At 70.1% G+C, this 20,122-nt stretch carries 16 protein-coding genes; 9 read left to right on the top strand and 7 right to left on the bottom strand.

Going from position 1 to position 20,122, the window contains the following annotated elements; all coding sequences use genetic code 11:
* Both ABTY98_RS34230 and ABTY98_RS34225 read left to right on the top strand, forming a co-directional pair.
* The coding region (locus tag ABTY98_RS34230) for a sigma-70 family RNA polymerase sigma factor (RefSeq protein ID WP_352224985.1) at nucleotides 1–198 on the top strand (198 nt) is incomplete at its 5' end.
* 62 nt (nucleotides 199–260) lie between these two features.
* Nucleotides 261–569 carry a DUF5133 domain-containing protein gene (locus ABTY98_RS34225; protein ID WP_352224984.1) on the top strand — a complete coding sequence of 103 codons (309 nt, stop codon included), beginning with the start codon at nucleotides 261–263 and terminating at the stop codon, nucleotides 567–569.
* A gap of 69 nt (nucleotides 570–638) precedes the next feature.
* Here the strand turns inward: ABTY98_RS34225 and ABTY98_RS34220 are convergent, their stop codons facing one another.
* Entirely contained in the window at nucleotides 639–809 is a 171-nt protein-coding gene (locus ABTY98_RS34220; protein WP_352224983.1) for a hydrophobic protein, read from the bottom strand.
* Between the two features lie 161 nt (nucleotides 810–970).
* Here ABTY98_RS34220 and ABTY98_RS34215 point away from each other — a divergent pair, with 161 nt between their 5' ends.
* The 3 genes from ABTY98_RS34215 to ABTY98_RS34205 all read left to right on the top strand — a co-directional run bounded on the left by ABTY98_RS34215 (nucleotide 971) and on the right by ABTY98_RS34205 (nucleotide 4,528).
* Nucleotides 971–2,161: a zinc-dependent alcohol dehydrogenase gene (locus tag ABTY98_RS34215; RefSeq protein WP_352224982.1), complete on the top strand. Its 1,191-nt coding sequence runs from the start codon at nucleotides 971–973 to the stop codon at nucleotides 2,159–2,161.
* Between the two features lie 957 nt (nucleotides 2,162–3,118).
* Nucleotides 3,119–3,445 carry a plasmid stabilization protein gene (locus ABTY98_RS34210; RefSeq protein ID WP_352224981.1) on the top strand — a complete coding sequence of 109 codons (327 nt, stop codon included), beginning with the start codon at nucleotides 3,119–3,121 and terminating at the stop codon, nucleotides 3,443–3,445.
* A 195-nt stretch (nucleotides 3,446–3,640) separates the two neighbouring features.
* On the top strand, nucleotides 3,641–4,528 hold the full coding sequence (locus ABTY98_RS34205; protein WP_352224980.1) for an SDR family oxidoreductase: 888 nt from the start codon (nucleotides 3,641–3,643) through the stop codon (nucleotides 4,526–4,528).
* Between the two features lie 905 nt (nucleotides 4,529–5,433).
* Here the strand turns inward: ABTY98_RS34205 and sbnA are convergent.
* The 5 genes from sbnA to ABTY98_RS34180 are packed head-to-tail and all read right to left on the bottom strand — an operon-like array spanning nucleotide 5,434 to nucleotide 14,473.
* Entirely contained in the window at nucleotides 5,434–6,477 is a 1,044-nt protein-coding gene (gene sbnA / locus ABTY98_RS34200) for a 2,3-diaminopropionate biosynthesis protein SbnA (RefSeq protein ID WP_352224979.1), read from the bottom strand.
* Between the two features lie 36 nt (nucleotides 6,478–6,513).
* Nucleotides 6,514–7,584, bottom strand: a complete 1,071-nt coding sequence (sbnB, locus tag ABTY98_RS34195) for a 2,3-diaminopropionate biosynthesis protein SbnB (RefSeq protein ID WP_352224978.1) — start codon at nucleotides 7,582–7,584, stop codon at nucleotides 6,514–6,516.
* Entirely contained in the window at nucleotides 7,581–8,585 is a 1,005-nt protein-coding gene (locus ABTY98_RS34190; protein WP_352224976.1) for a TauD/TfdA family dioxygenase, read from the bottom strand. Before ABTY98_RS34190 ends, sbnB begins: the two co-directional genes overlap by 4 nt.
* A 39-nt stretch (nucleotides 8,586–8,624) precedes the next feature.
* Nucleotides 8,625–11,876, bottom strand: a complete 3,252-nt coding sequence (locus tag ABTY98_RS34185; protein WP_352224975.1) for a non-ribosomal peptide synthetase — start codon at nucleotides 11,874–11,876, stop codon at nucleotides 8,625–8,627.
* Nucleotides 11,877–11,887: 11 nt separating this feature from the next.
* Complete coding sequence (locus tag ABTY98_RS34180) at nucleotides 11,888–14,473, bottom strand: Pls/PosA family non-ribosomal peptide synthetase (RefSeq protein WP_352224974.1); 2,586 nt, start codon at nucleotides 14,471–14,473, stop codon at nucleotides 11,888–11,890.
* 298 nt (nucleotides 14,474–14,771) lie between these two features.
* Between ABTY98_RS34180 and ABTY98_RS34175 the strand changes: the two genes are divergently transcribed.
* Complete coding sequence (locus tag ABTY98_RS34175) at nucleotides 14,772–15,467, top strand: HAD family hydrolase (RefSeq protein ID WP_352224973.1); 696 nt, start codon at nucleotides 14,772–14,774, stop codon at nucleotides 15,465–15,467.
* A 128-nt stretch (nucleotides 15,468–15,595) separates the two neighbouring features.
* On the opposite strand, the gene ABTY98_RS34170 is transcribed toward ABTY98_RS34175, so the two are convergent.
* Nucleotides 15,596–15,871 carry a hypothetical protein gene (locus ABTY98_RS34170; protein ID WP_502994422.1) on the bottom strand — a complete coding sequence of 92 codons (276 nt, stop codon included), beginning with the start codon at nucleotides 15,869–15,871 and terminating at the stop codon, nucleotides 15,596–15,598.
* 124 nt (nucleotides 15,872–15,995) lie between these two features.
* Between ABTY98_RS34170 and ABTY98_RS34165 the strand changes: the two genes are divergently transcribed.
* The 3 genes from ABTY98_RS34165 (at nucleotide 15,996) to ABTY98_RS34155 (ending at nucleotide 20,055) form a co-directional block, all read left to right on the top strand.
* Nucleotides 15,996–16,778 (top strand): Fpg/Nei family DNA glycosylase, encoded by a 783-nt coding sequence (locus tag ABTY98_RS34165; RefSeq protein ID WP_352224972.1) that lies wholly within the window; start codon nucleotides 15,996–15,998, stop codon nucleotides 16,776–16,778.
* Between the two features lie 301 nt (nucleotides 16,779–17,079).
* Nucleotides 17,080–17,607, top strand: coding sequence for a hypothetical protein (locus ABTY98_RS34160; protein WP_352224971.1), 528 nt, complete (start codon nucleotides 17,080–17,082; stop codon nucleotides 17,605–17,607).
* A gap of 318 nt (nucleotides 17,608–17,925) precedes the next feature.
* On the top strand, nucleotides 17,926–20,055 hold the full coding sequence (locus ABTY98_RS34155) for a hypothetical protein (RefSeq protein ID WP_352224969.1): 2,130 nt from the start codon (nucleotides 17,926–17,928) through the stop codon (nucleotides 20,053–20,055).
* The last annotated feature ends 67 nt before the right edge of the window (nucleotides 20,056–20,122 follow it).

Genomic DNA, 20,122 nt, shown 5'->3' with positions numbered 1-20,122 from the left:
ACCGTCGTCGACCGGGAGGCCGCCAAGGAGGGGCTGCGCCGGCTGCCCGAGCGCGAGCGGGCCATCCTCTACATGCGCTTCTTCGAGGACATGACCCAGAGCCGGATCGCCGACCGCCTCGGCATCTCCCAGATGCACGTATCCCGACTGATCAGCCGCAGCTGCGCCCAGGTCAGGAAGGAAGCCCTGGATCGGTGACGTCTCCCCCGCGACCCGCATGCCCCATCGCCCCTGCCGCCCGGATCCGAAAGGACCGTCCGATGCTCATGCCCCACCCCACAACACTGCGCAGACTCCTCAAGGAGTACGAAACGCTTCTCGCGACGGAGACACTCACCGAGGACACCGCTCTCGCCCCACGCCTGCAGGACCTGGCCTACACCCTTTGTGTATCCACCGGAACGCGGGATATCACGCACGCTCTCCAAGCGGCCTACGAATACCTTGACGAGACGATCGACAGCATCGAGGGCGCAGACGTCGTGACCGGCGCAAGCCGGGTACGGGCAACCATCTCTCCCGGTCGAATCGTCCACGCCGCAGGCGACAGCGTCCTGCCGCAGGGCTGACCGGCCTGCCGGGCGGACGACGTATGGCCCGGCCATCGGCCGGGCCATACGCGTTTGGCTGCTTTCAGATCACCATCGATACCATCGGCCGCGGCCACCGCCGGCAGTGGTAGAACGCATAACGAAACCGAGCAGCCAAAGCACCAGAACCGCTACGGCGATCCACCAGAGAACCTTTACGGCGAAGCCCGCCCCGAAAAGAATCAGGGCAAGCAAAAGAACCAGCAACAAGGGAACCATATTTATGTACCTCCTGCTTTCGATTTCCCCCTCCTCGCCCCTTTTACTCACGTTGAAGAAGGGGGGTGAATTGAGCTGCGGCAGCTTGGGGTACCCGGCGTGGGCCCACCCACACGCGCGGCCACCCGGTCGGCGCGCAGGCAAGAGAGGGAGCGCGAGTCATGAAGGCAGTGACCTGGCAGGGCCGGCGGGACGTCCGGGTGGAGGACGTACCCGATCCACGCATCGAGCAGCCCACGGACGCCATCATCCGCATCACGTCGACCGGACTCTGCGGCTCAGACCTCCATCTGTACGAGGTGCTCACGCCGTTCATGACTCCGGGCGACATCCTCGGCCATGAGCCGATGGGCGTGGTCGAGGAAACCGGCGCCCAGGTCACGAACCTGCGGCCGGGCGACCGCGTCGTGGTGCCGTTCCAGATCTCCTGCGGGCACTGCTTCATGTGCTCGGCGGGCCTGATGACCCAGTGCGAGACCACTCAGGTGACCGGCGAGGGTATGGGTGCCGCCCTCTTCGGCTACACCCGTCTCTACGGTGCGGTGCCCGGCGCTCAGGCCGAGTTCCTGCGCGTACCGCAGGCGCAGTTCGGACCGGTCAAAGTGCCCGACGGCCCCACTGACGACCGTTTCGTATACCTCTCTGATGTGCTCCCCACCGCCTGGCAGGCCGTGGCGTACGCCGCGGTGCCGCCCGGCGGCACCCTCGCCGTCCTGGGGCTCGGCCCCATCGGCGACATGTGCTGCCGCATCGCCCAAGCGCAGGGCGTGGAGCGGGTGTTCGGCGTCGACCTCGTGCCTGAGCGGCTCGCACGGGCCGGTGACAGGGGTACTGAGACATACGACCTGCGGGTCTATGACGACGAGAAAGAGCTGGTACAGGCGATCCGGGACCAGACCGGCGGCCGGGGCCCGGACGCCGTGATCGACGCCGTCGGCACCGAAGCCCACGGCAGCGCGGCCGCCAAGCTGGCCCAGACCGCCACCGCACTGCTTCCGCGCAAACTCAGCGGACCGCTCGCCGAACGCTTCGCCGTCGACCGCCTGGGCGCCCTCTACACGGCCATCGACCTGGTTCGCCGTGGCGGGACGATCTCGCTGAGCGGTGTGTACGGCGGTATGGCCGACCCGATGCCGATGCTCACCCTGTTCGACAAACAGATCCAGCTGCGGATGGGCCAGGCCAACGTCCGCCGCTGGACCGACTCGATCATGCCCTACCTCACGGACGGGGATCCGCTCGGTGTCGACGACTTCGCCACGCACCGGTTGCCCCTGACGGACGCTGCGCGCGCGTACGACATGTTCCAGCGCAAGCAGGACGGGGCGGTCAAGATCCTTATGCAACCCTGATCAGCGCACTCCCTGCGGCTGTGAGCAGAGGCTGACCGCCGCGGACCGGTACACATCCGTCTCACCCGAGGCCGGCGGCCGTGCCACCACGAGGTCGGGGGGTCTGCTCGCGTGGGTACTGGCGGACGCGGCCGTCTCTTCAATGACAGTTGACGCGGCGGGCGATGAAACCGGAGGACCGGTTCCCCCTGATCCGCGATCCCGACGGCTTCGCCCGGTGGAAGCAGCGCGCAAGGACGAAGACCGCGCGGTGCCGCCGCAGCGACGGCACCCTCCACGGCGTCGTCACGCCCCGCCTGGACTCAGCCAATTCAGAACAGCAAGCGGATCAAGGCCCGCAGGGACCAGCAGCGCCCCCCGGGAGCACCTGCCCGCCTGCCGACGGTCGTCCGAGTGGCCAACGAGCTCCGGCTGCACCGCCAGATCCCGCTCGGGGCCCGGACCGGCCAGGTGCGGGTACCCGGGGCCGACGAGGACCACTGGGGTGCGCTTAGGTCCCGTCCGGCAGGCGGCCGCCCTCGTTACCGTGCGGCATGCAGACGCCGAGATCCGTCAGCGGCCTGCTCACGCGCCCCGTGCCTGCTTGTGGCCGGGCGGTGTGAAGCCCAGTTCGTCGGCGTCGTGACACCTGGCGAGCGCGTCGAGGACGGGCACCTCATCGTGGTTCGAACCCATGAAGGAGCAGTTCCCGAAAGCCCGGGGTGCATGCTCCCGCGCTGTCCGGACGGACGTACGCCGAGCGCCAGCATCGGACGGCTGGTGAGGGGAACTCGTGCCCGTGAACGAATTGGGATCTGAGCGGAATGCCTACCCAGGTCCAACCCACAGCGACCCGAACAACGCCGCAGCCAGAAGGGCGGCGGCGTCCCACCCGACCAGCAGACCGGCCACTCGTGACCGGACTGCGCCTACGCAGCACAAGACGCGGATCTCCGCGTTCAGAAAGGCAGGGACACCATGCCGGCCGGATCGAGCTCCAAGCGGGAGCGGCAGTACGAGCACATCAAGAAGAGCGCCGAGGACCGCGGCGAGTCGGCCAAGCGGTCCAAGGAGATCGCCGCGCGGACGGTCAACAAGGAACGGGCCAGGTCCGGCGAGTCGAAGACCGCCGGCAAGACCTCCACCCGTGACCCGAAGTCGGCGTCCCAGCGCGGCGGACAGCGTTCGCACAGCGGCTCCGAAGGGCCTACCAGGGACCAGCTGTACGAAGAAGCCAAGAAGCGCAACGTCCACGGCCGCTCCTCCATGACCAAGCAGCAGCTGGAGAACGCCCTCGGCCGCTGAAAGCCGGCGCCCCGGTCCGGCCACGGCACCGGGGGTCCGGGCCTTGAGGGCCGCGCTTTTCAGCAACGGCTCATGGACGACCTCGCGGAAGGCCGTCGCGCTGCGGTGGCCGCAGGGGACGGGCGGCTCACCGTCCGTCCCCTGCGGCCTGGCGGCAACAACACAGCGCATCGCGCTCCCCCTCACCCGACACGCATGAGGCAGTTCGCCATGACCGAGAACCCCACACACAAGCATCCCCGCCCCGATTTCCCCCAGCAGGACCAGGAGCATCCCGGCTGGACCGGCCCCATGGATCCGCCTCCCGACCACGGCGAGGACTCGTACGAGGGCTGCGGGCTCCTCCGGGATCTCAAGGCGGTGGTGACGGGCGGCGACTCCGGTATCGGCCGGGCCGTTGCCCTCGCGTACGCGCGCGAAGGAGCGGATGTCCTGTTCACCTACCTCCCGGAAGAGAGCAGCGACGCCGCCGAGACCACCCAGCTCGTCGAGGAGGCGGGCCGCAAGGCCGTCGCCGTGGCCTGCGACATCCGCGAAGAGGAGCAGTGTCGTCGTCTGGTGGAGCATGCCGTCGACGAGTTCGGGCGCATCGACATCCTGGTCAACAACGCGGCGTACCAGATGTCCCAGCCGGAAGGCATCGCAGCGATCTCGACCGAGCAGTTCGACCGGGTCGTGCGTACGAACCTGTACGGAATGTTCTGGCTGTGCAAGATGGCCGTGCCGCACATTCCCGCAGGCGGGTCCATCATCAACTCCGCATCCGTGCAGGCGTACAAGCCGAGCCCGCACCTGCTCGACTACGCGATGACGAAGGGCGCGATCGTGACCTTCACCCAAGGGCTCGCGCAGATGCTGGCCGGTGACGGTATCCGTGTGAACGCGGTCGCGCCGGGCCCCGTGTGGACGCCGCTGATCCCGGCGACGCTGCCGGACACCGTCGAGTTCGGTAAGCAGGCGCCCCTCGGCCGGCCCGCCCAGCCCGCCGAGATGGCGCCCGCCTACGTCTTCCTCGCCTCGCCGCGGGCAAGCTTCATCACCGCGGAGATCCTCAACGCCACCGGCGGCACGCCGCTGCCGTGAGGACGTAGTCGAGCTTCGTCCGGCGACGCTCAGCCACGCGGAACGTCCCTGCACCCGGCGACCCTACGACGGCGGTCGGCATGCTGCCGACGGCGCCGCGCAGCCTCGATCGCACAGCCCGAATGCTCGGTGTTCTCCCGGTACACGGCGCGGCTGCCCCCCCATGACATCGTCACCGCACCACCATCGTCGGACAGCTCTGGCACGCTCGGCGCGCGGGAAGCAGCCGCGTCCCGTCCGCAAGGCCGATGGGGCACTCGCCTGCGCCGCGCCGGCCCCCCAGACCCGGCAGGAGCTCCAGGAGTCGGCGAAGACGCCCTGCCCCAAAGCTCTCTTCGAAGAACAACTGCCTCATGCCGGAGCGGTGCGTGAGGTCCAGGTGTACGGCGGCAGGCGCGGGTGGTGCTCACCGCGGACACCCTGTTCCTGTCCGACTTCCCGGGCGGCTGGAAGATCACTGCGGCAGGCTGTGAGCCGCGCCCCCGCCAGTCGGACCAGTGCCAGATCAAAGGGGAGTGACCGCAGGCTGCGAACCCTGTTCACGCTGCTGCGTCCAGGTGTCACCCGCCGCTGCTCGAGGCCCGTGGCCGGCACGGCCATAACGCCGCACGGATCGGCGCCCGGATGGGGGGTCGCGCGGCGCAAGTCGGCACAAGGTCCTGCTGGTTGCCGCGCCGGCGAGCACAGGACCGCTGATCGGCATCGTCCTGCTGCTGATGTGAGCCTTCGGGCAGGTCCTCGAACGCTGTGCGGTGGTGTCCGAGGACCTGCCCTGTCGGCCGCCAGGGCCTGTCTGGCAATTCCCGTCGTCGCCCGGAGGACAGCCTCGCGGCGTCAGGTGCGTACTCCGGGGTCCCTCCGGCCGGAGGCTGGGGAAGTGCCGGGCGTAGGCCCTCCTAGGTGAGCTAGGTTCTGCGGCGGCGGGCCGGTGCGCGTGAGGCGGACTTGGGTTCCCGGGGCGGGGTGCCGGCCTGCGCGGGGTCGTCGGTGACGTCGGAGTCGAACACCTTGTCGCCGTACAGGTCCTGCAGCCAGTTGGTCTGGTAGATGGTGTCGAGGTAGCGCTCACCGAGGTCGGGGGCGATGGCCACCGCCGTGAGGTCACCGGTGTTGTGCCGGGACAGCCAGTCCGTCGCGCCGCTGACCACGGTTCCGGTGGAGCCGCCGAACAGGAAGCCGTGTCTGGCCATGCGGTGACACATCCGGATGGTGTCCGGCTCCTCCACCCGGATCACCTCGTCGACGAGGGACTCGTCGAGCAGCGGCGGGCGCATGCTCATGCCGAGGCCCGGGATCATCCGGCGGCCCGGCTCGCCGCCGAACGCCACCGAGCCGGCCGCGTCCACGGCGACGATCCGCACCGGCCGGGGCGACTCGCGGAAGTAGCGTGCACAGCCCATCAGGGTTCCGGTGGTGCCGGCCCCGACGAACAGCACGTCCAGCTCCGGGAACCGGTGGGCGATCTCCGGGGCCGTCGTGCGGTAGTGGGCCAGCCAGTTGCCGGAGTTGGTGTACTGGCTGAGCCAGACGTATCGGTCGTCGGACGCGCACAACGAGCGGACGTACTCTATCCGCTTGCCCAGGAAACCGCCGTTGGAGTCCTGGTCGGCCACGATGTGCACCTCGCTGCCGAGCGCCTCCATGAGGAGTCTGGTCGACAGGTTGCACCGGGAGTCCGTCACACACAGAAACCGGTAGCCCTTGCTTGCAGCGATCATGCTGAGCGCGACGCCGAGATTTCCGGAGGAGGACTCCACGAGGACGGAATCCGCTGTCAGGATTCCGTCCCGCTCGGCGCTCTCCACCATCTCGTTCGCGGCCTTCAACTTGATGGAACCGGCGAAGTTGAAGGCCTCGCACTTCAGGTAGAGCGGGCATCCGCAGATCGACGCGAGATCGACGAAGAGGTCGCCCTCGTTGAAGGCGTGGGGAGCGGATATGACGGGCACGGCGGGCCTCCTGGTGCCGGGCCGAGGACCACGGCCTCAGCCGTACCGACGCAGTTCGTGGAAGAAGTCATCGATGAGACGCAGGTCCCCCGCCCGGGACACCTCGTCGTAGACGTGCTTGCCGACGGCGAGGTCGAGGACGCCGAGTCCGAAGGGCGAGAAGATCACCGGTCGGTCGGCCGGTGGCGCGGCCCGGCCGGCCATGACGTCGCCGAGGGTTCCGTTCAGGAAGTCCCTGTTGCCGCTGAGCTGTTCGGCCAGGTGGGGCGATGTGTCGGCCTTGAGGCAGTGCTCGACGTCGTCGACGAAGTTGGCCGCGCCCAGCAGGATCTCCGGGGCGAGGTCGCGCAGGGAGACATGCAGGACCAGCGGGTTGTGGGTGAACAGGGCCTGGTCGGTCACGTGCGGCCGGCCGGCGATGGTGGCGAAGACCACGAGGTCGCTGGCGCGGACCAGGTCCTCGGCGGTGTCGTGGACGGTGAGGTGTGCGGTGCTGCCGGCCTCCCGCAGGTAGCCGCAGAAGCCTCCGGCGCTGTCGGCGGACACGTCGTGCACGCCGATCTCGTCGAAGTCCCAGCCCGTGCCGGCCAGGAAGGTGTGGATGTAACGGGCGATCAGGCCCGTGCCGAAGAACCCGACCCGGGTGGGGCGGGTCCGGCCGCGGCTGAGCCAGTCTGCGGCCAGCGCCGCGGATGCGGCCGTCCTGGTGGCGCTGATGATCGAGCTCTCCAGGCAGGCGAACGGGTAGCCCGTGTCGTGGTCGTTGAGGATGAGCACCGCGGAGGCCCGCGGCAGCCCGGCACTCACGTTCTCCGGGAAGCTGGAGATCCACTTCAGGCCGTCCACGTGGACCGGCCCGCCGAGGGAGGCCGGCAGCGCGATGATCCGCGAGGTGGGGCGGTCGGGGAAGCGCAGGAAGTACGACGGCGGGTTGACCGAGTCTCCTGCGTCGTGCAGCCGGTAGACGGTCTCGACCAGCTCCACGAGCTGTTTCTCGCGCCCGCTCAGCGCCTGCTGCACCTGTTCTCCGGTGATCACCGCGAAGGTCGGCACGGCGGGCCCGTCGGGCTCGGCGGACCGGGTGGCGGTCGACAGGGTGTCGGTCATCGCTCGCTCGCCTCCAGGGCCGGGCAGTCGTCGGACGGCCGCAGGGGCTCTCCCAGGCCGACCAGCACCTGGCGTTCCCCGGTGAACGCCTCTCTGCTGTGCGCGGTGCGGATGTTGTCCACGAGCAGCAGGTCACCGGCCTGCCAGGGCTCGCGCCGGGTGTGTGCCTCGTAGGTGCTGTTGATGAGCCGGACGACGTCCTCGCCGATCGGGGTGCCGTCGCCGTGGCGTGTGTTGAACGGCAGCCCGTCCGGGCCGTAGACGTCGAGCAGGTACTCGCGCACCTCCGGGTCCAGGGTCCACTCGTTGAGGAAGGAGATCTGGTTGAACCAGCAGCGCCGGCCGGTGAGCGGGTGCCGGACGAGGGCGGCGCGGCGCTGCTCGGTGCGGAGTGTCCCGTCGGGCTGCCAGCTGCAACTGATGGCGTTGGCCCGGCAGTAGTGGTCGATCTCGGCGCGGTCGGCGGTGCCGAACGACTCCGCGAGGCTCGCCCCGATCTCGTCGTTGTAGGTGCGGGTCAGGATCCAGCCCTCGCGCTCGAACCGTTCGGTGAGCCCGGGGGGCAGGGCCCGCAGTACCTCTTCGGCGTCGGCCACCGCCGTCGCCCCGCCCTGCTCGGGCGCGGTGAGACAGGCGAAGAGCATCAGGCCGGGCACCTGCAGCTGGTAACTCAGCTCGTGGTGCATGCACATGGGCTGGTTGTCCGGCCAGGGGGTGGAGGAGTAGAGCCCCCGGCCGTGGGCCTCTCGGGGGGCGAACGCCTCCCGTTCCGTCATGAGGTCACCGGCGATCCGGGCGAAGACGGCACCGATCTGGCCGGTGTCGCGCAGGCCGAGGCCGCGGACGACCAGCGCCCCGTGCTCGGTGACGTGCGCGCGCAGCGCCTCGCGGTGCTCGGCCGTCCACCTCGGGGCGTCGTCGGGGGGATCGACGCACAGCAGTGCCGGTTTGTCCGGCCGCAGCTCCACGTCGAGTGGTGATGCCAGGGATGAGGACGGCATCTCGGGTTCCTTTCGGTCGACCGCCTGGGGTGTGACGGGTCAGGAGGAGGCGAGGGGGAGGACGGTGGTCAGGACGGCCTGCGCCGTCTCGCCCGGACGGGTGCGCAGGAAGTGGTGGCCCCCGTCGGCGAGTTCGTGGAGGTCGACGTGGTCGGCCAGCAGCAGCCAGTCCCGGTGGCGCTGGGCGTGGCCGGCGGTGTGCGGGTCGTCGGCGGCGACGACCACCGAGACCGGCGCGGTGAGTTTCACCGGCGGCGGGGCTTCCAGGGCCTGGTGGAAGTAGCGGTGCGCGGCGAGGCAGTCGTGCCGGTAGGCGGCGGCGATGTGTTCGGCGTGCGGTGCGTCGAGTTCCCCGAGTTCCGCGTAGCCGCCGTCCGTGGTCAGCCGCTCGGCGATTTCGGCGTCGCTCATGCCGGTGAGTTCGACGATGGCGGCGAACCGGTCGGTGGCGGTGCCGAGCAGTTGCGCGCCGAGGAAGAGCCGGGCCACGTGCACGCCCTGCTGCTGGAGCCTTCGGGCGGTCTCGACGGCCGCCGCGGTCCCGGAGGAGTGGCCCCACAGCACGACCCGGGTCAGACCGCGGGCCGCGATCTCGGCGACGGTGCGCTCGGCGACCTGCTCGATCGACGCGAAGGGCTCGGGGGGTGCGGCCAGGTTGTGGCCGGGCAGGTCGACGGCGAGGACCGGCAGGCCGCTGCCCGCCAGCGCGCTCGCCATCGGCTGGTAGTTGACGGCGTTGCCGCCCGCGTAGGGGAAGCAGACAAGGGCGCACTCCGGGGTGCGGCTACCGCCCGACAGGGTCAGCAGCAGCTCCGGGCGCTGCCGGGCCGTGCCGTCGAGGAGGGCGGCCAGGTCGGCCAGGACCGGGTGCCGGGTGATGTCCTTGAGGGACACCGCGCGATCGAGGGCAAGGCTCAGTTTGACCGCGGTGAGGGAGGTGCCGCCGGCGTCGAAGAAGTGGTCCGTGCGGCCGATCCGCCGCTCGGGCACCCCCAGCAGTTCGGCCCAGGCCGCGGCCAGCCGCCGTTCGGTCGGGCTGAGCGGGGCCGCGTCGTCCGCGGCCTCCCGATCCGGTGTCGACTGCTCGGCCAGTGCGGTCAGGGACTTTCGGTCGATCTTGCCGTTGGCGGTCAGCGGAAGGCTGTCCCGCCAGTGGAAGGCCGACGGGACCATGTATGCGGGCAGGGCCGCGCCGAGTGCCTTGCGCAGGGTCTCCGGCTGCCGCTCCTCGCCCGAGTAGAAGGCGATCAACTGCTTGCCACCGCCGGACCGTTCGGCGACGACCACCGCGCCGTCCCGTACCCCGTCCACCCGCAGCAGGGAGTTCTCGATCTCACCGATCTCGATCCGGAAGCCGCGGATCTTGACCTGGTTGTCCCGGCGGCCGAGGAACTCCAGCTTGCCGCCGGGGTGCCAGCGGCCCCAGTCCCCACCCAGGTAGAGCCGTTCACCGGGCCGGTACGGGTCCGTCCGGTACGCCTCCCGGGTGCGTTCGGGATCGTTGACGTACCCACGGCCCACGCAGACACCGGAGAACGCGATCAGTCCGGGGGCTCCCAGCGGTACCAACGACAGGTTCTCGTCGACGACATGGACGCGTACGTTGTTGACGGGCCGTCCCAGCAGCACCCGGTCGGGTACCTCCCGAAGGACCTCGTGGTTGGTGTCGTCCGAAGTCTCCGTCAGCCCGTAGGCGTTGACCAGCTCGATGCCCGGCTGGACCGCGAACCAGCGCTGGACCAGCTCCCGTTTGAGCGCCTCGCCGGTCACCGACACACAGCGCAGGTCCGGGAGCATGCGCGGGTGCCGCTCCAGGTACGAGACCACGACCTCCAGATACGACGGCACGAGCTGTGCCACGCCGACCCGGCCGCGTTCCAGTGTTTCGACGAACCGCTCCACGTCCGTGATCACGTCCTGCTCGACCAGCAGGGTCCGCCCGCCCACCAGCAGCGGGGCCATCAACTGCCACAGGGAGATGTCGAAGCACTGCGGGGCGGTCTGCGCCACCACCGACCCCTCCCCGATCCCCAGGTCGTCGATCTTGGCGTGGAGATGGTTGAGCATGCCCGCGTGCTCGCACATCGCGCCCTTCGGCTCACCGGTGGAGCCGGACGTGAAGTAGATGTAGGCAAGTTGACCGGGGTCGACCCGGATACCGAGGTCGTCGTCGGCGTGCGATTCGGTGTACGCCGTCTCCACCAGGAGTTTCCCGACGTCCTGGAGGGTGGCCAGCGCCTCGTCGAGGGTGTGGGTGCTGCCGGTTTCGGTCAGGACGAGCCGGCATCCCGCTCGGGACAGCGTCGCCGCGATCCGGCCGGCCGGGAAGTGCGGTTCGATCGGCAGGTAGGCGCCGCCCGCCTTGAACACCGCGAGCACGGCCGCCAGCCAGTCGAGGTTGCGCTCGGTGACGACGGCAACGACGTCCTCCCGGCCGAGGCCCCTCGCCAGCAGCGCTCGCGCCAATCGGTTGGCGCGCCGGTCGAGTTCGCCGTACGTCCATTCCTGCTCGCCGTGTACGGCGGCCACGGCCCGCGGATGCGTCCGTGCGCGCTGCTCGAACAGCTCGTGTGCCCGCGCGTCCGGCAGCGGCCGGTCGGGACCTGCCAGGCCTTCCAGCTGCTCGCGTTCCTCCTCGGCCGACAGCAGGCTCTGCCGAGTGTGGTCGGCGTCCGGCTCCGCGGTCATCAGCCGCAGCGCGGTCAGGTGGTAGCCGCCGATACGGGCCGCGGCCCGGGCGTCGAGTACGTCCGTGCGGTACCGGAGGTGCAGCGTCAGCGGTCCGCCCCGGTCGGACCAGCGCACGTGCAGAACACCGTCGTCGGTGTGGGTCTCGCCGGCTTCCCCCGGCCCGAACACGACCTCGTACGGCGGCTCGGTCAGCCCGAGTTCCCGCCGCAGTTCCGCCACCGGGAAGTCGCGGTGGGCCAGCACCTCCGCCTCGGCGTGCCGAGCCGCCGTGAGCAGGGCCGGCCAGGGCCCGGAGGGGACGGACACCCGGCACGGCAGCGGCCGGCCGCCCGCACCGGTGGTGTACCCCGTGACCACCTCCGGCTCGCCGGAGAGCGCGGCCAGCACCTTGAGGTGCGCGGCCAGCAGCAGCGCGCCGACCGGCATCCGCCGTTGCCCGGCCAGGGCACGCACCGCCCCCGTCACGTCCTGCGGTACGGACATCTCGTGCTCGGCCGAACCCGGAACCGGTTCCGGAGCCCACCGTGGCACGGGGGTGGCACCACCGGCGGTCAGTACCCGGCTCCAGAACTCCCGGTCCGCTTCCACGCGCGTTCCCATCGAATGGCCTCTCAACTCACGGTCGCCGTGGTGGCGTTGGCTGCTGACGTGGCCCGGCCGTTGCCGCTGGGCCGGCTTCCGCTCTCCGGCATGTCCACCGCGGGGTTGCCGCCCCACTGCGCGTTCGGGGGGACTTCCTCGCCCTTCATGAGGAAGGAGTCGGGTGCCAGCACCGAGCCGTCGCCCATGGTCACGCCGTAGTGCACATGGGCGCCGACGCCGAGCGTGCAGCCGGCGCCGAGCGTGGTGCCGTCCGACTTGAAGGTGCCGTCCTCCTGCGAGTGGCACTGGATCTTGCTGCCGGCGTTGAGGGTGCACTCGTCGCCGATGGTGGTGAGCGTCCGCTCGGTCAGATAGACGCCGTCGTCGAACACCCTGCTGCCGATGCGCACGCCCAGCAGCCGCCAGACCAGGGTCTTGAACGGGGTGCCGTTGAAGAGGTTGAGGTAGTGGTCCGGAACCTTCCAGAGCCGCTCGTGCCACCAGAAGTACGGGTCGTAGATGGAGCACAACCGGGGACGCAGCGCTCTGAACGATGCGATGCAGCGCTCCACCAGGACGAAGTACGCGGTGGAGAAGACGAGCGTGAAAGCCAGGTACCCGCCGATCACCACGTCTCCGACCGCGCCGTACAGGTCGACGGAGGCGAGTCCGAACAGGGTGAGCGCGAAGGTGTGCAGCCAGCGCACGAACAGCATGGCCGCCATGGAGCGGAGGTTGTAGCGGTTCTTCGCGGCGAGCCGGCGGCGGAGTGTGTCGCCGGTTCTGAGGTGGTCGAACCGGGTGTCGCGGTCCACCGTGCGGGGGATCTCGAAGCACGGTGAGCCGAGGAGGCCCACGCCTTCCCGGACCTCGCCGTCGAGGGGAACCATCACCTTCGTCGCCAGCAGGCAGTTCTCCCCCGTCCTGCCGCCCGCCGGATAGGCGATGTTGTTGCCCAGGAAGTTGTGCGGCCCGATCGCCACCCTGGACAACCGGAAGGACGTACTGGAGAAGTCGGCGTTGAGGATGGAGAGGCCGTCGGCGACCATCGTTCCGCTGCCGACGGTGACCAGCAGGGGTGACTCGTGCTGCACTTCGGTGCCGAAGTTCGAGCCGGTCTGCTCGACCCGTGACAGGTCGTATCCGATACCGCGGAGATAGTGCACGATGTACGAGCTGTCGCCGAAGAGCCAGGCGAAGAACTTGATGTTCGTCATACCGGCCGTGGCCCGTTGCAGCACGTAGTGGAACCCGTAGAGCGGATAGACCCGGTCGGGCCTGACGACCAGACCCACCAGACGCGGCACGGTGCACAGCACCAGCAGCCCCAGGACGACGAACCCGAAGAACAGGACGAGGGAGAGCACGAGGGCGTCGGGGAGCAGTTCCGAGAGGCTGAGAACGGCCGTCTGCGGGTCGAGTCGCTTGCCTATCGCCGGTATCTCGGTGAACAGCATGTACATACCGCCGACGAGCAGCGGGATGTACACGAGGAGCAGCTGCACCAGCGTGCCGAAGCCGAACCAGGCGCGGCGCAGGGTGCCGCAGGGGGCGGGAGCGACCCTGGCGTAGTCGACCGAGGTGGGTTCCGCCGGGGATCCGTGCCAGTGCTCGCCGTCCGGGACCGCCTGGCCCCGGTGCAGGGCGGACGCGTGACCGAGCTGGGCACCGTCACCCAGGGAGGTGTCGATGTCCAGGACGGTCTTCTCGCCGACGAAGACATCGCGGCCGAGGGTGATCCGGCCGGTCTGGATGTGTCCCGCGCGGGCCCGGTAGCCGAGGAAGAACGACTCCTTGCGGATCACCGTGCCCGCGCCGATCGTCACGAGGTCGGTGCAGACCGGGACGGAGCGGGAGAGGATCGTGACGCCCTTGCCGATCCGTGCGCCGAGGGCCCGCAGGTACAGGACGTACAGCGGGGTACCGGCGAGGAAGACCATCGGATTCGCGTGGAGCAGCGCCTTCACGAGCCAGAAGCGCAGATACGCCAGGCCCCAGACGGGGAACTCACCGGGCCGCCAGCGTCCGACGAGCAGCCATTTCGCGACGATCGGGAAGGCGCACAGCGCCACGAACGCGATGTCACCGAACAGCACCGACCGCAGATAGATGTCGGCCAGGCCCGAACCGGCGACGATCCACTCGTAACCCGCAGCGGTGGCGAATCCCGAGACCAGCGAGTAGCCCAGGAAGACCAGCAGCTGGACGGTTCCGCAGAGCAGGTGGGTGCGCCGGTTCCCGCGCGGCCCCGGGGCCGGCGGCGGCTGGGGCGTCGTCGAGGAGGGGGTGTCCGCCGGGCCGGCGGGGGCGGGCGCGGCCTCTGCGAGCGCCGCGGCCAGACTGTGGATCGTGGGGTGCTGGTAGATGTCCTTCATGGACGGGGAGGGCAGATCGGCCGTCTTCCGTATTCGTGCGCAGAACTGGGCCATGACCAGGGAGTTGGCGCCGAGGTCGGCGAAGAAGTGGCCGTCGGCCGGAACGCTCTCGGCGCCCAGGAGGTCGGCCAGGGCCCGGGCGAGCCTCCGCTCGGTGTCCGCTCCCCTGCGGCCGGTGTCGCTCAGCGCGACGGCAGATTCATCCGGCTCCGAAGCGACTTCGGAGGACTGTTCCACCATGCGATCTCCTGGAGAACGTGGATGTTCCTGATCACGAACCGGCGGCTTCAGTTTGTCCAGAGAGATCCACGTCCGCCACTTTTGGTGTTGATTTCATTGTCCGGGAAGGACGATTCGCCAGGCCGTATCCCCGGGATCCAGGCCAGGACAGGGACCACACGGTTCACCCACATGGCGGTCCCCCAACCGGTGGCGAGCCTCCTTCGGGATGGGACCGCACCGGGGAAACGGGTACTCGGCCGGGCGGCCGGTGATCGCAAGGACCGCTCCGGCCGCTGTCGCACAAGGGAGTCGCCTGATGTCCACGAGCGAGAGCCGACAAGGCTCCGGGACCGACCGAGCAGCAGTGTTCGACGTGGACGGAACCCTCGTCGACACCAACCACCTGCACGTGGTCACCTGGTGGGAGGCGTTCCGCCAGGCCGGACACCAGGTGCCCACGCATGCGATACACCGGGCGGTGGGACTCGGCTCCGAAGACCTCATCAACCATCTGCTCGGCGAGCGGACAACCCTGGCTCCCGGGGAGGTGGAGGCCCTGAGCACCGCGCACAAGGTGCTCTACGCCCAGTACTTCGAGCGGCTGTCACCCCTTCCGGATGCGGGAGGTCTGCTGCGGCGGCTGGCCGACGACGGCTGGAAGGTGGTCCTGGCCACCTCGGCCAGTGGCGAGGAGCTGTCCGCGCTGAGGCGCGCGATCGGGGCGGACGACGCCATCACGGGCACGGCCAGCGCCGACGACGTCACCGCGGGCAAACCGGCGCCCGAGCCCGTGGAGCGGGCGCTGGAGCAGGCCGGCGTGCCGGCAGAGCGGGCCGTGTTCGTCGGCGACACGGTGTGGGACATGCGGGCGGGCAGCAGTGCGGGGGTGCGGTGCGTGGCACTGCTGTGCGGCGGCATTCCCCGTACGGACCTGGAGGAGGCCGGTGCCGACGCCGTGTACGAAGACCCGGCCGATCTGCTCGCCTCGCTGCCGCGGAGTCCTCTGGCGTGACGATGGCACAAGGGGACGGTTCTCCCGCACGGCCCCGCTCACCGTCCGGTCACCCGGCCGTGCGGCCACTCCGGAGCCGGGCCACGGCTTCGTGCAGGCCTCTTCCCGGCAGCAGGCCGGTCCCCGGATCAGCCGGCGGCCGTCCAGGCTTTTGGACCCATGCCGCGCCACTCGATCAGGTCCGGGTCGTCAACCGTCGTATTGGCCTCGGGCAGCCCGGCCCGGCGCAGGAACTCGACGACGTCGAGCAGGTGATAGGCGGTGCCGACATACTCTCCGCGGATGGTCACCCGCCTGCCGCCGTCGGGCCCAGGCGGCTGCACCACCACAGGCGCGTCTTTCATGATTGCCAAATGCCCCGTACCGGGCCGGGTCATGCGGGCGAGGCGCGTGCCGGTGCACATCGTTTCGACATCGTTCCGGCCGGTCGTGGCCGCCTTTGCGGCCGCCCGGCGGTTGACGTGCGCGAGTCCGGCTACCCGGTAGGGTGCCGCGCATCGCGGCGGGGGCGACCGCCGGGAGGTACGCATGCCGGAGTTGCCGGATGTGGAGGGCTTCCGCGAGGTGCTGGACTCCTGCGGCCGGGGGCGACGTGTCCGCCGCGTGGACGTCCGGGACGCGGGCGTGCTGCGTGGTGTCACCGCGCGGCGCCTGCGCCGCGAGATCGAGGGGCGGCGGCTGGGCCGACCGTGTCGACACGGGAAGCTGCTGGTCGCCCCGGTCGGCGACGGCCCGGCTCTCGTGTGGCACTTCGGCATGACCGGCGAACTGTTGTGCGCCTCCGTGGAGGACCCGGTGGACCGCCACGACCGGATCGTCCTCACCCTCGACGGCGAACGGCAGCTGCGCTACCGCGACCTGCGCAAGCTCCAGGGACTGCGGCTGGTCGAGGGGCCCGAAGGGGTGGAGCGCGTCCTGGCCGGCCTGGGACCCGATGCGCTCGGCATGGACCGGGAGGCGTTCGTGGCGTCGCTCGCCGGGCGGCGGGGCGCCGTCAAGGGGGTCCTGATGGACCAGTCCGTCATCGCCGGCCTCGGGAACCTGCTGAGCGACGAGATCCTCTGGCGCGCCCGGGTGGCTCCCGGGCGCCCGGCGCGGGAACTCTCCGAGAGCGAGGCACGTCGTCTGTTCACCGCGATGCGGCGGGTGCTCGCCGCCGCCAACCGTGCCGCACGGGTGCCACCGCGCCGCACCTGGCTCACCGGCCGCCGCGACGACGACGAACCGGTGTGCCCGCGCTGCGGCACCCGGCTGCGCTCCTGCCGGATCTCCGGGCGCCGCACCGTCTGGTGCCCGAGCTGTCAGCGGTGAGGGGCGTGCGGGGCCGGAATTCGGCGGATGGCCGAGAATCCCGGGAGGCGGAGGGGCGGAAGGAGAGGTTGGTGCATCAGGTACACGCCAACCAGGGACCGTCTCGGGGAGGCGGGGATGCCGCCCGCCGGGCCCGGTGGCCGCTCCGGCTCGCGCCGGTCACGTGCGCGTCTGGCCCGATGACCAGCCCTTCACGCACCGATCACATGTTCTTCACGACGGACACCCTTTCAGTCACTTAGGGTGTCTGTTCGCTCGCGGGGAGAAGACGCCGCCCGCCCGGCTGCCTAGCCTCCCGGCCATGCGATCACCACTGATGAGACGCTTCGGCCTCGGCGCCGTCCTCGCCCTCGCTCTCGCCGCCTTCGGGCTGGCCCCCAGCGCGAGCGCCGACCCGGCACCGGCCGAGCTCACCTTCGCCACCGACACCGCGACCACCACGCCCGGCGGCACGGTGAACCTGTCGATGACGATCACCAACAACAAGACGTACGACGTCTGGTTCGTGTACCAGACAATCGACCCGACCTATCTGACCACCCAGCGCCCCGACCTGAAGTACAACTTCACCGGCTGCAGCCTGGCCGCGGCCGACGGCACCCGCACCGCCTGCTCCGGCACCGGGCCCACCAACCTCGGCACCGACTACGGCGCCACCATCCCGCCCGGGCAGAGCCGCACCGTCACCCTGACGCTCAGCGTCGCAGCCGACTCCGGCTGCAACGGCAACATCGGCTTCTACTCGTACTTCTACGCCGAGTTCAGCGACTCCACGAACACGAGCGGCGGCCCGGTCTACACGCCCGAGACGCGCGTCCTGTGCGCCTGACGGCCTGTCGGGGATGACCTGAAAAGGTCTGTGATCAGCCAATGGTCCCGGGCCGGGCGCTCTCTCCCCCATCGAGGGCCCGGCCTGCAGCGCGGACGGAAAATCGGACAACTCGGTTCCATCGAAGTCCTGTTGGTCGCCTGCTCTTTTCCGTCATGTTTCGCAACACGACCGCGAAAGCTACACACAGGCATCACTATGTGACGCGACGGATGCGTCGACGAACTGGCCTCTGAGGGGGAAGCCGGCGTCGGCGCAGGGGGTGCGTCCGCTCTACGGAGCCGTGCTCACCCCTGCCCGGGGAGGGGACTTCACCGCATGAAGCGGACCATACGCACGACCGTGCTCACGGTCGGCGCGCTCATCGCCACGCTCGGCCTGCCGGCCGGCGCGGCCCATGCCGACGACGCACCCAGAATCGACCTGCGGGTGCTGCTGGTCAGCGACGGTGGACCGTCGACCGACGCCATCGCAGCCGAACTCACCGGCTCCGGAACGCCGTTCACCGAGATCGACCTGACCCAGTCGGGACGGCAGACCATCGACACGGGCTTCCTGGCGGACACCGTCGACGGGCGGCCGCGCGCCAAGTTCCAGGCCGTCGTCCTGCCCAACGACAACCCGTTCGCGGCCGGTTCGAGCGAGATGGCCGCGCTCACAGCATACGAACAGACTTACCAGATCCCCCAGGTCGATGCCTACACCTACGCGCGTCCAGAAGCCGGTTTGCAGTACCCGGTCTACGGCGGCTACTCCGGCAGTATCGACGGCGCCCAGGCGGACGTGACCGACGCCGGCAAGGCGGGTCCGTTCGGCTACCTCGACGGCACCGTGCCCTTCGAGGACAACGACCCGTCCGTGGGCGAGAGTTACGCCTACCTCTCGCAGCCGGTGGCCGGCGCCGACTTCACGCCCTACGTCGAGGCGACGATCCCGGGGCAGTCCACGAAGGGCTCCCTGGTCGGCGAGTACCGGCACGACGGCCGGCGCGAGCTCGTCGTCACCTTCGTCTACAACCAGTACCAGGAGCAGTTCCGGCTGCTGGCCCGCGGCATCGTCGAGTGGATGACCGGCGGGGTGCACCTCGGCGCCTCCCGCAACTACTTCGCGGTGCACGTGGACGACCTGTTCCTCGGCGACGACCGCTGGAACACCCAGCTCAACTGCACGCCCGGCGACGTCGACTGCACCGACCCGAACGCCACCCCGGATCCGATCCGGATGACGCCCGACGACGTCGACCACGCCGTGGCCTGGGAGCAGAGCAAGAACTTCACCCTCGACTTCGCCTTCAACGGCGGCGGCAGCGACGACCAGCGCGCGGACAACAACGGCGTCGACCAGCTCGCCGACCGGCTGATCGCGGACCGGAACGACTTCCGCTGGATCAACCACACCTACTCGCACGCCTTCCTCGGCTGTGTGCAGGACACCACGGTGGTGCCCTGGAAGTGCGAGACCAACGCCGACGGCAGCACCCAGTGGGTGAGCCAGAGCGAGATCTCGGACCAGATCGCCACCAACCGGGCCTGGGGGCAGGCCAACCGACTCCCCCTGAAGAACGACGAGTTGATCACCGGCGAGCACTCCGGGATGCGGGTGCTGCCGCAGCAGCCCGACGACAACCCGAACCTGGCGCCCGCCCTCGCCGCCAACGGCATCGACTTCCTGGGTTCCGACAACTCCCGCGACCCGCAGCAGCGTCAGGTCGGGGCGGCGCTGACCGTGCCCCGCTACCCGATGAACGTCTACTACAACGCCGGCAAGGCCTCTGAGGAGGTCGACGAGTACAACTGGCTGTATACCAGCCGCGCCCAGGGCGGCAGCGGTATCTGCGAGGACAACCCGGCCACCACGACCTGCCTGTCGGCGCCGCTGGACACCAGCACCGGCTACAAGGGCCAGATCGTGCCGCTGGAGACCCGCATCGCCCTCGGCCATGTGCTGTCCAACGACCCCCGGCCGCACTACATCCACCAGTCGAACCTGGCCGAGGACCGCATCGCCTACCCGGTGCTGGACGGCGTACTCGACGGCTACCAGGCCCTGTTCGCGGACAACACGCCCGTGGTGAACCTGCGGCTGAAGGACATCGGGACCGAGCTGAAGCGCCGGGCGGACTGGCAGGCCGCGCTCCAGGCCGGCCAGGTCACCGCCTACCGCGTCGGCGACGCCGTGACCGTGGAGGCGCCGGCCGGCCTGGAGGTCACCGCGACCCTGCCGACCGGGACCACCGTGGCGGGCGCCGCGTTCGGCTCGGCGTACGCGGGCGCCGTCTCCGGCTGGACCCCCTCGGCCGGCACCCCGCTCAGCCTCACCCTGCCCGCCACCACCGCTGCCCCGGCGGTCACGGCGGCCGGCTCCACCACCCCGGCCACGGATCCCGCTCCCGACACCCGGGTCCCCGCGGGTGTGACGGAGTCGGTACCCGCCACCGTCGGCGGCTGAACGACGCTCCGCAGCACCGGCGACCGAAGCGAGAACCGACCCGCGGTCCCGGCCGCCCGCCCGGCGG

The sequence above is a fragment of the Streptomyces sp. NPDC096040 genome (assembly GCF_040303265.1).
Classification (GTDB): domain Bacteria; phylum Actinomycetota; class Actinomycetes; order Streptomycetales; family Streptomycetaceae; genus Streptomyces.
The sequence above is the reverse complement of the archived record's forward strand: the minus strand, read 5'-3'. Positions and strand labels throughout refer to the sequence as shown.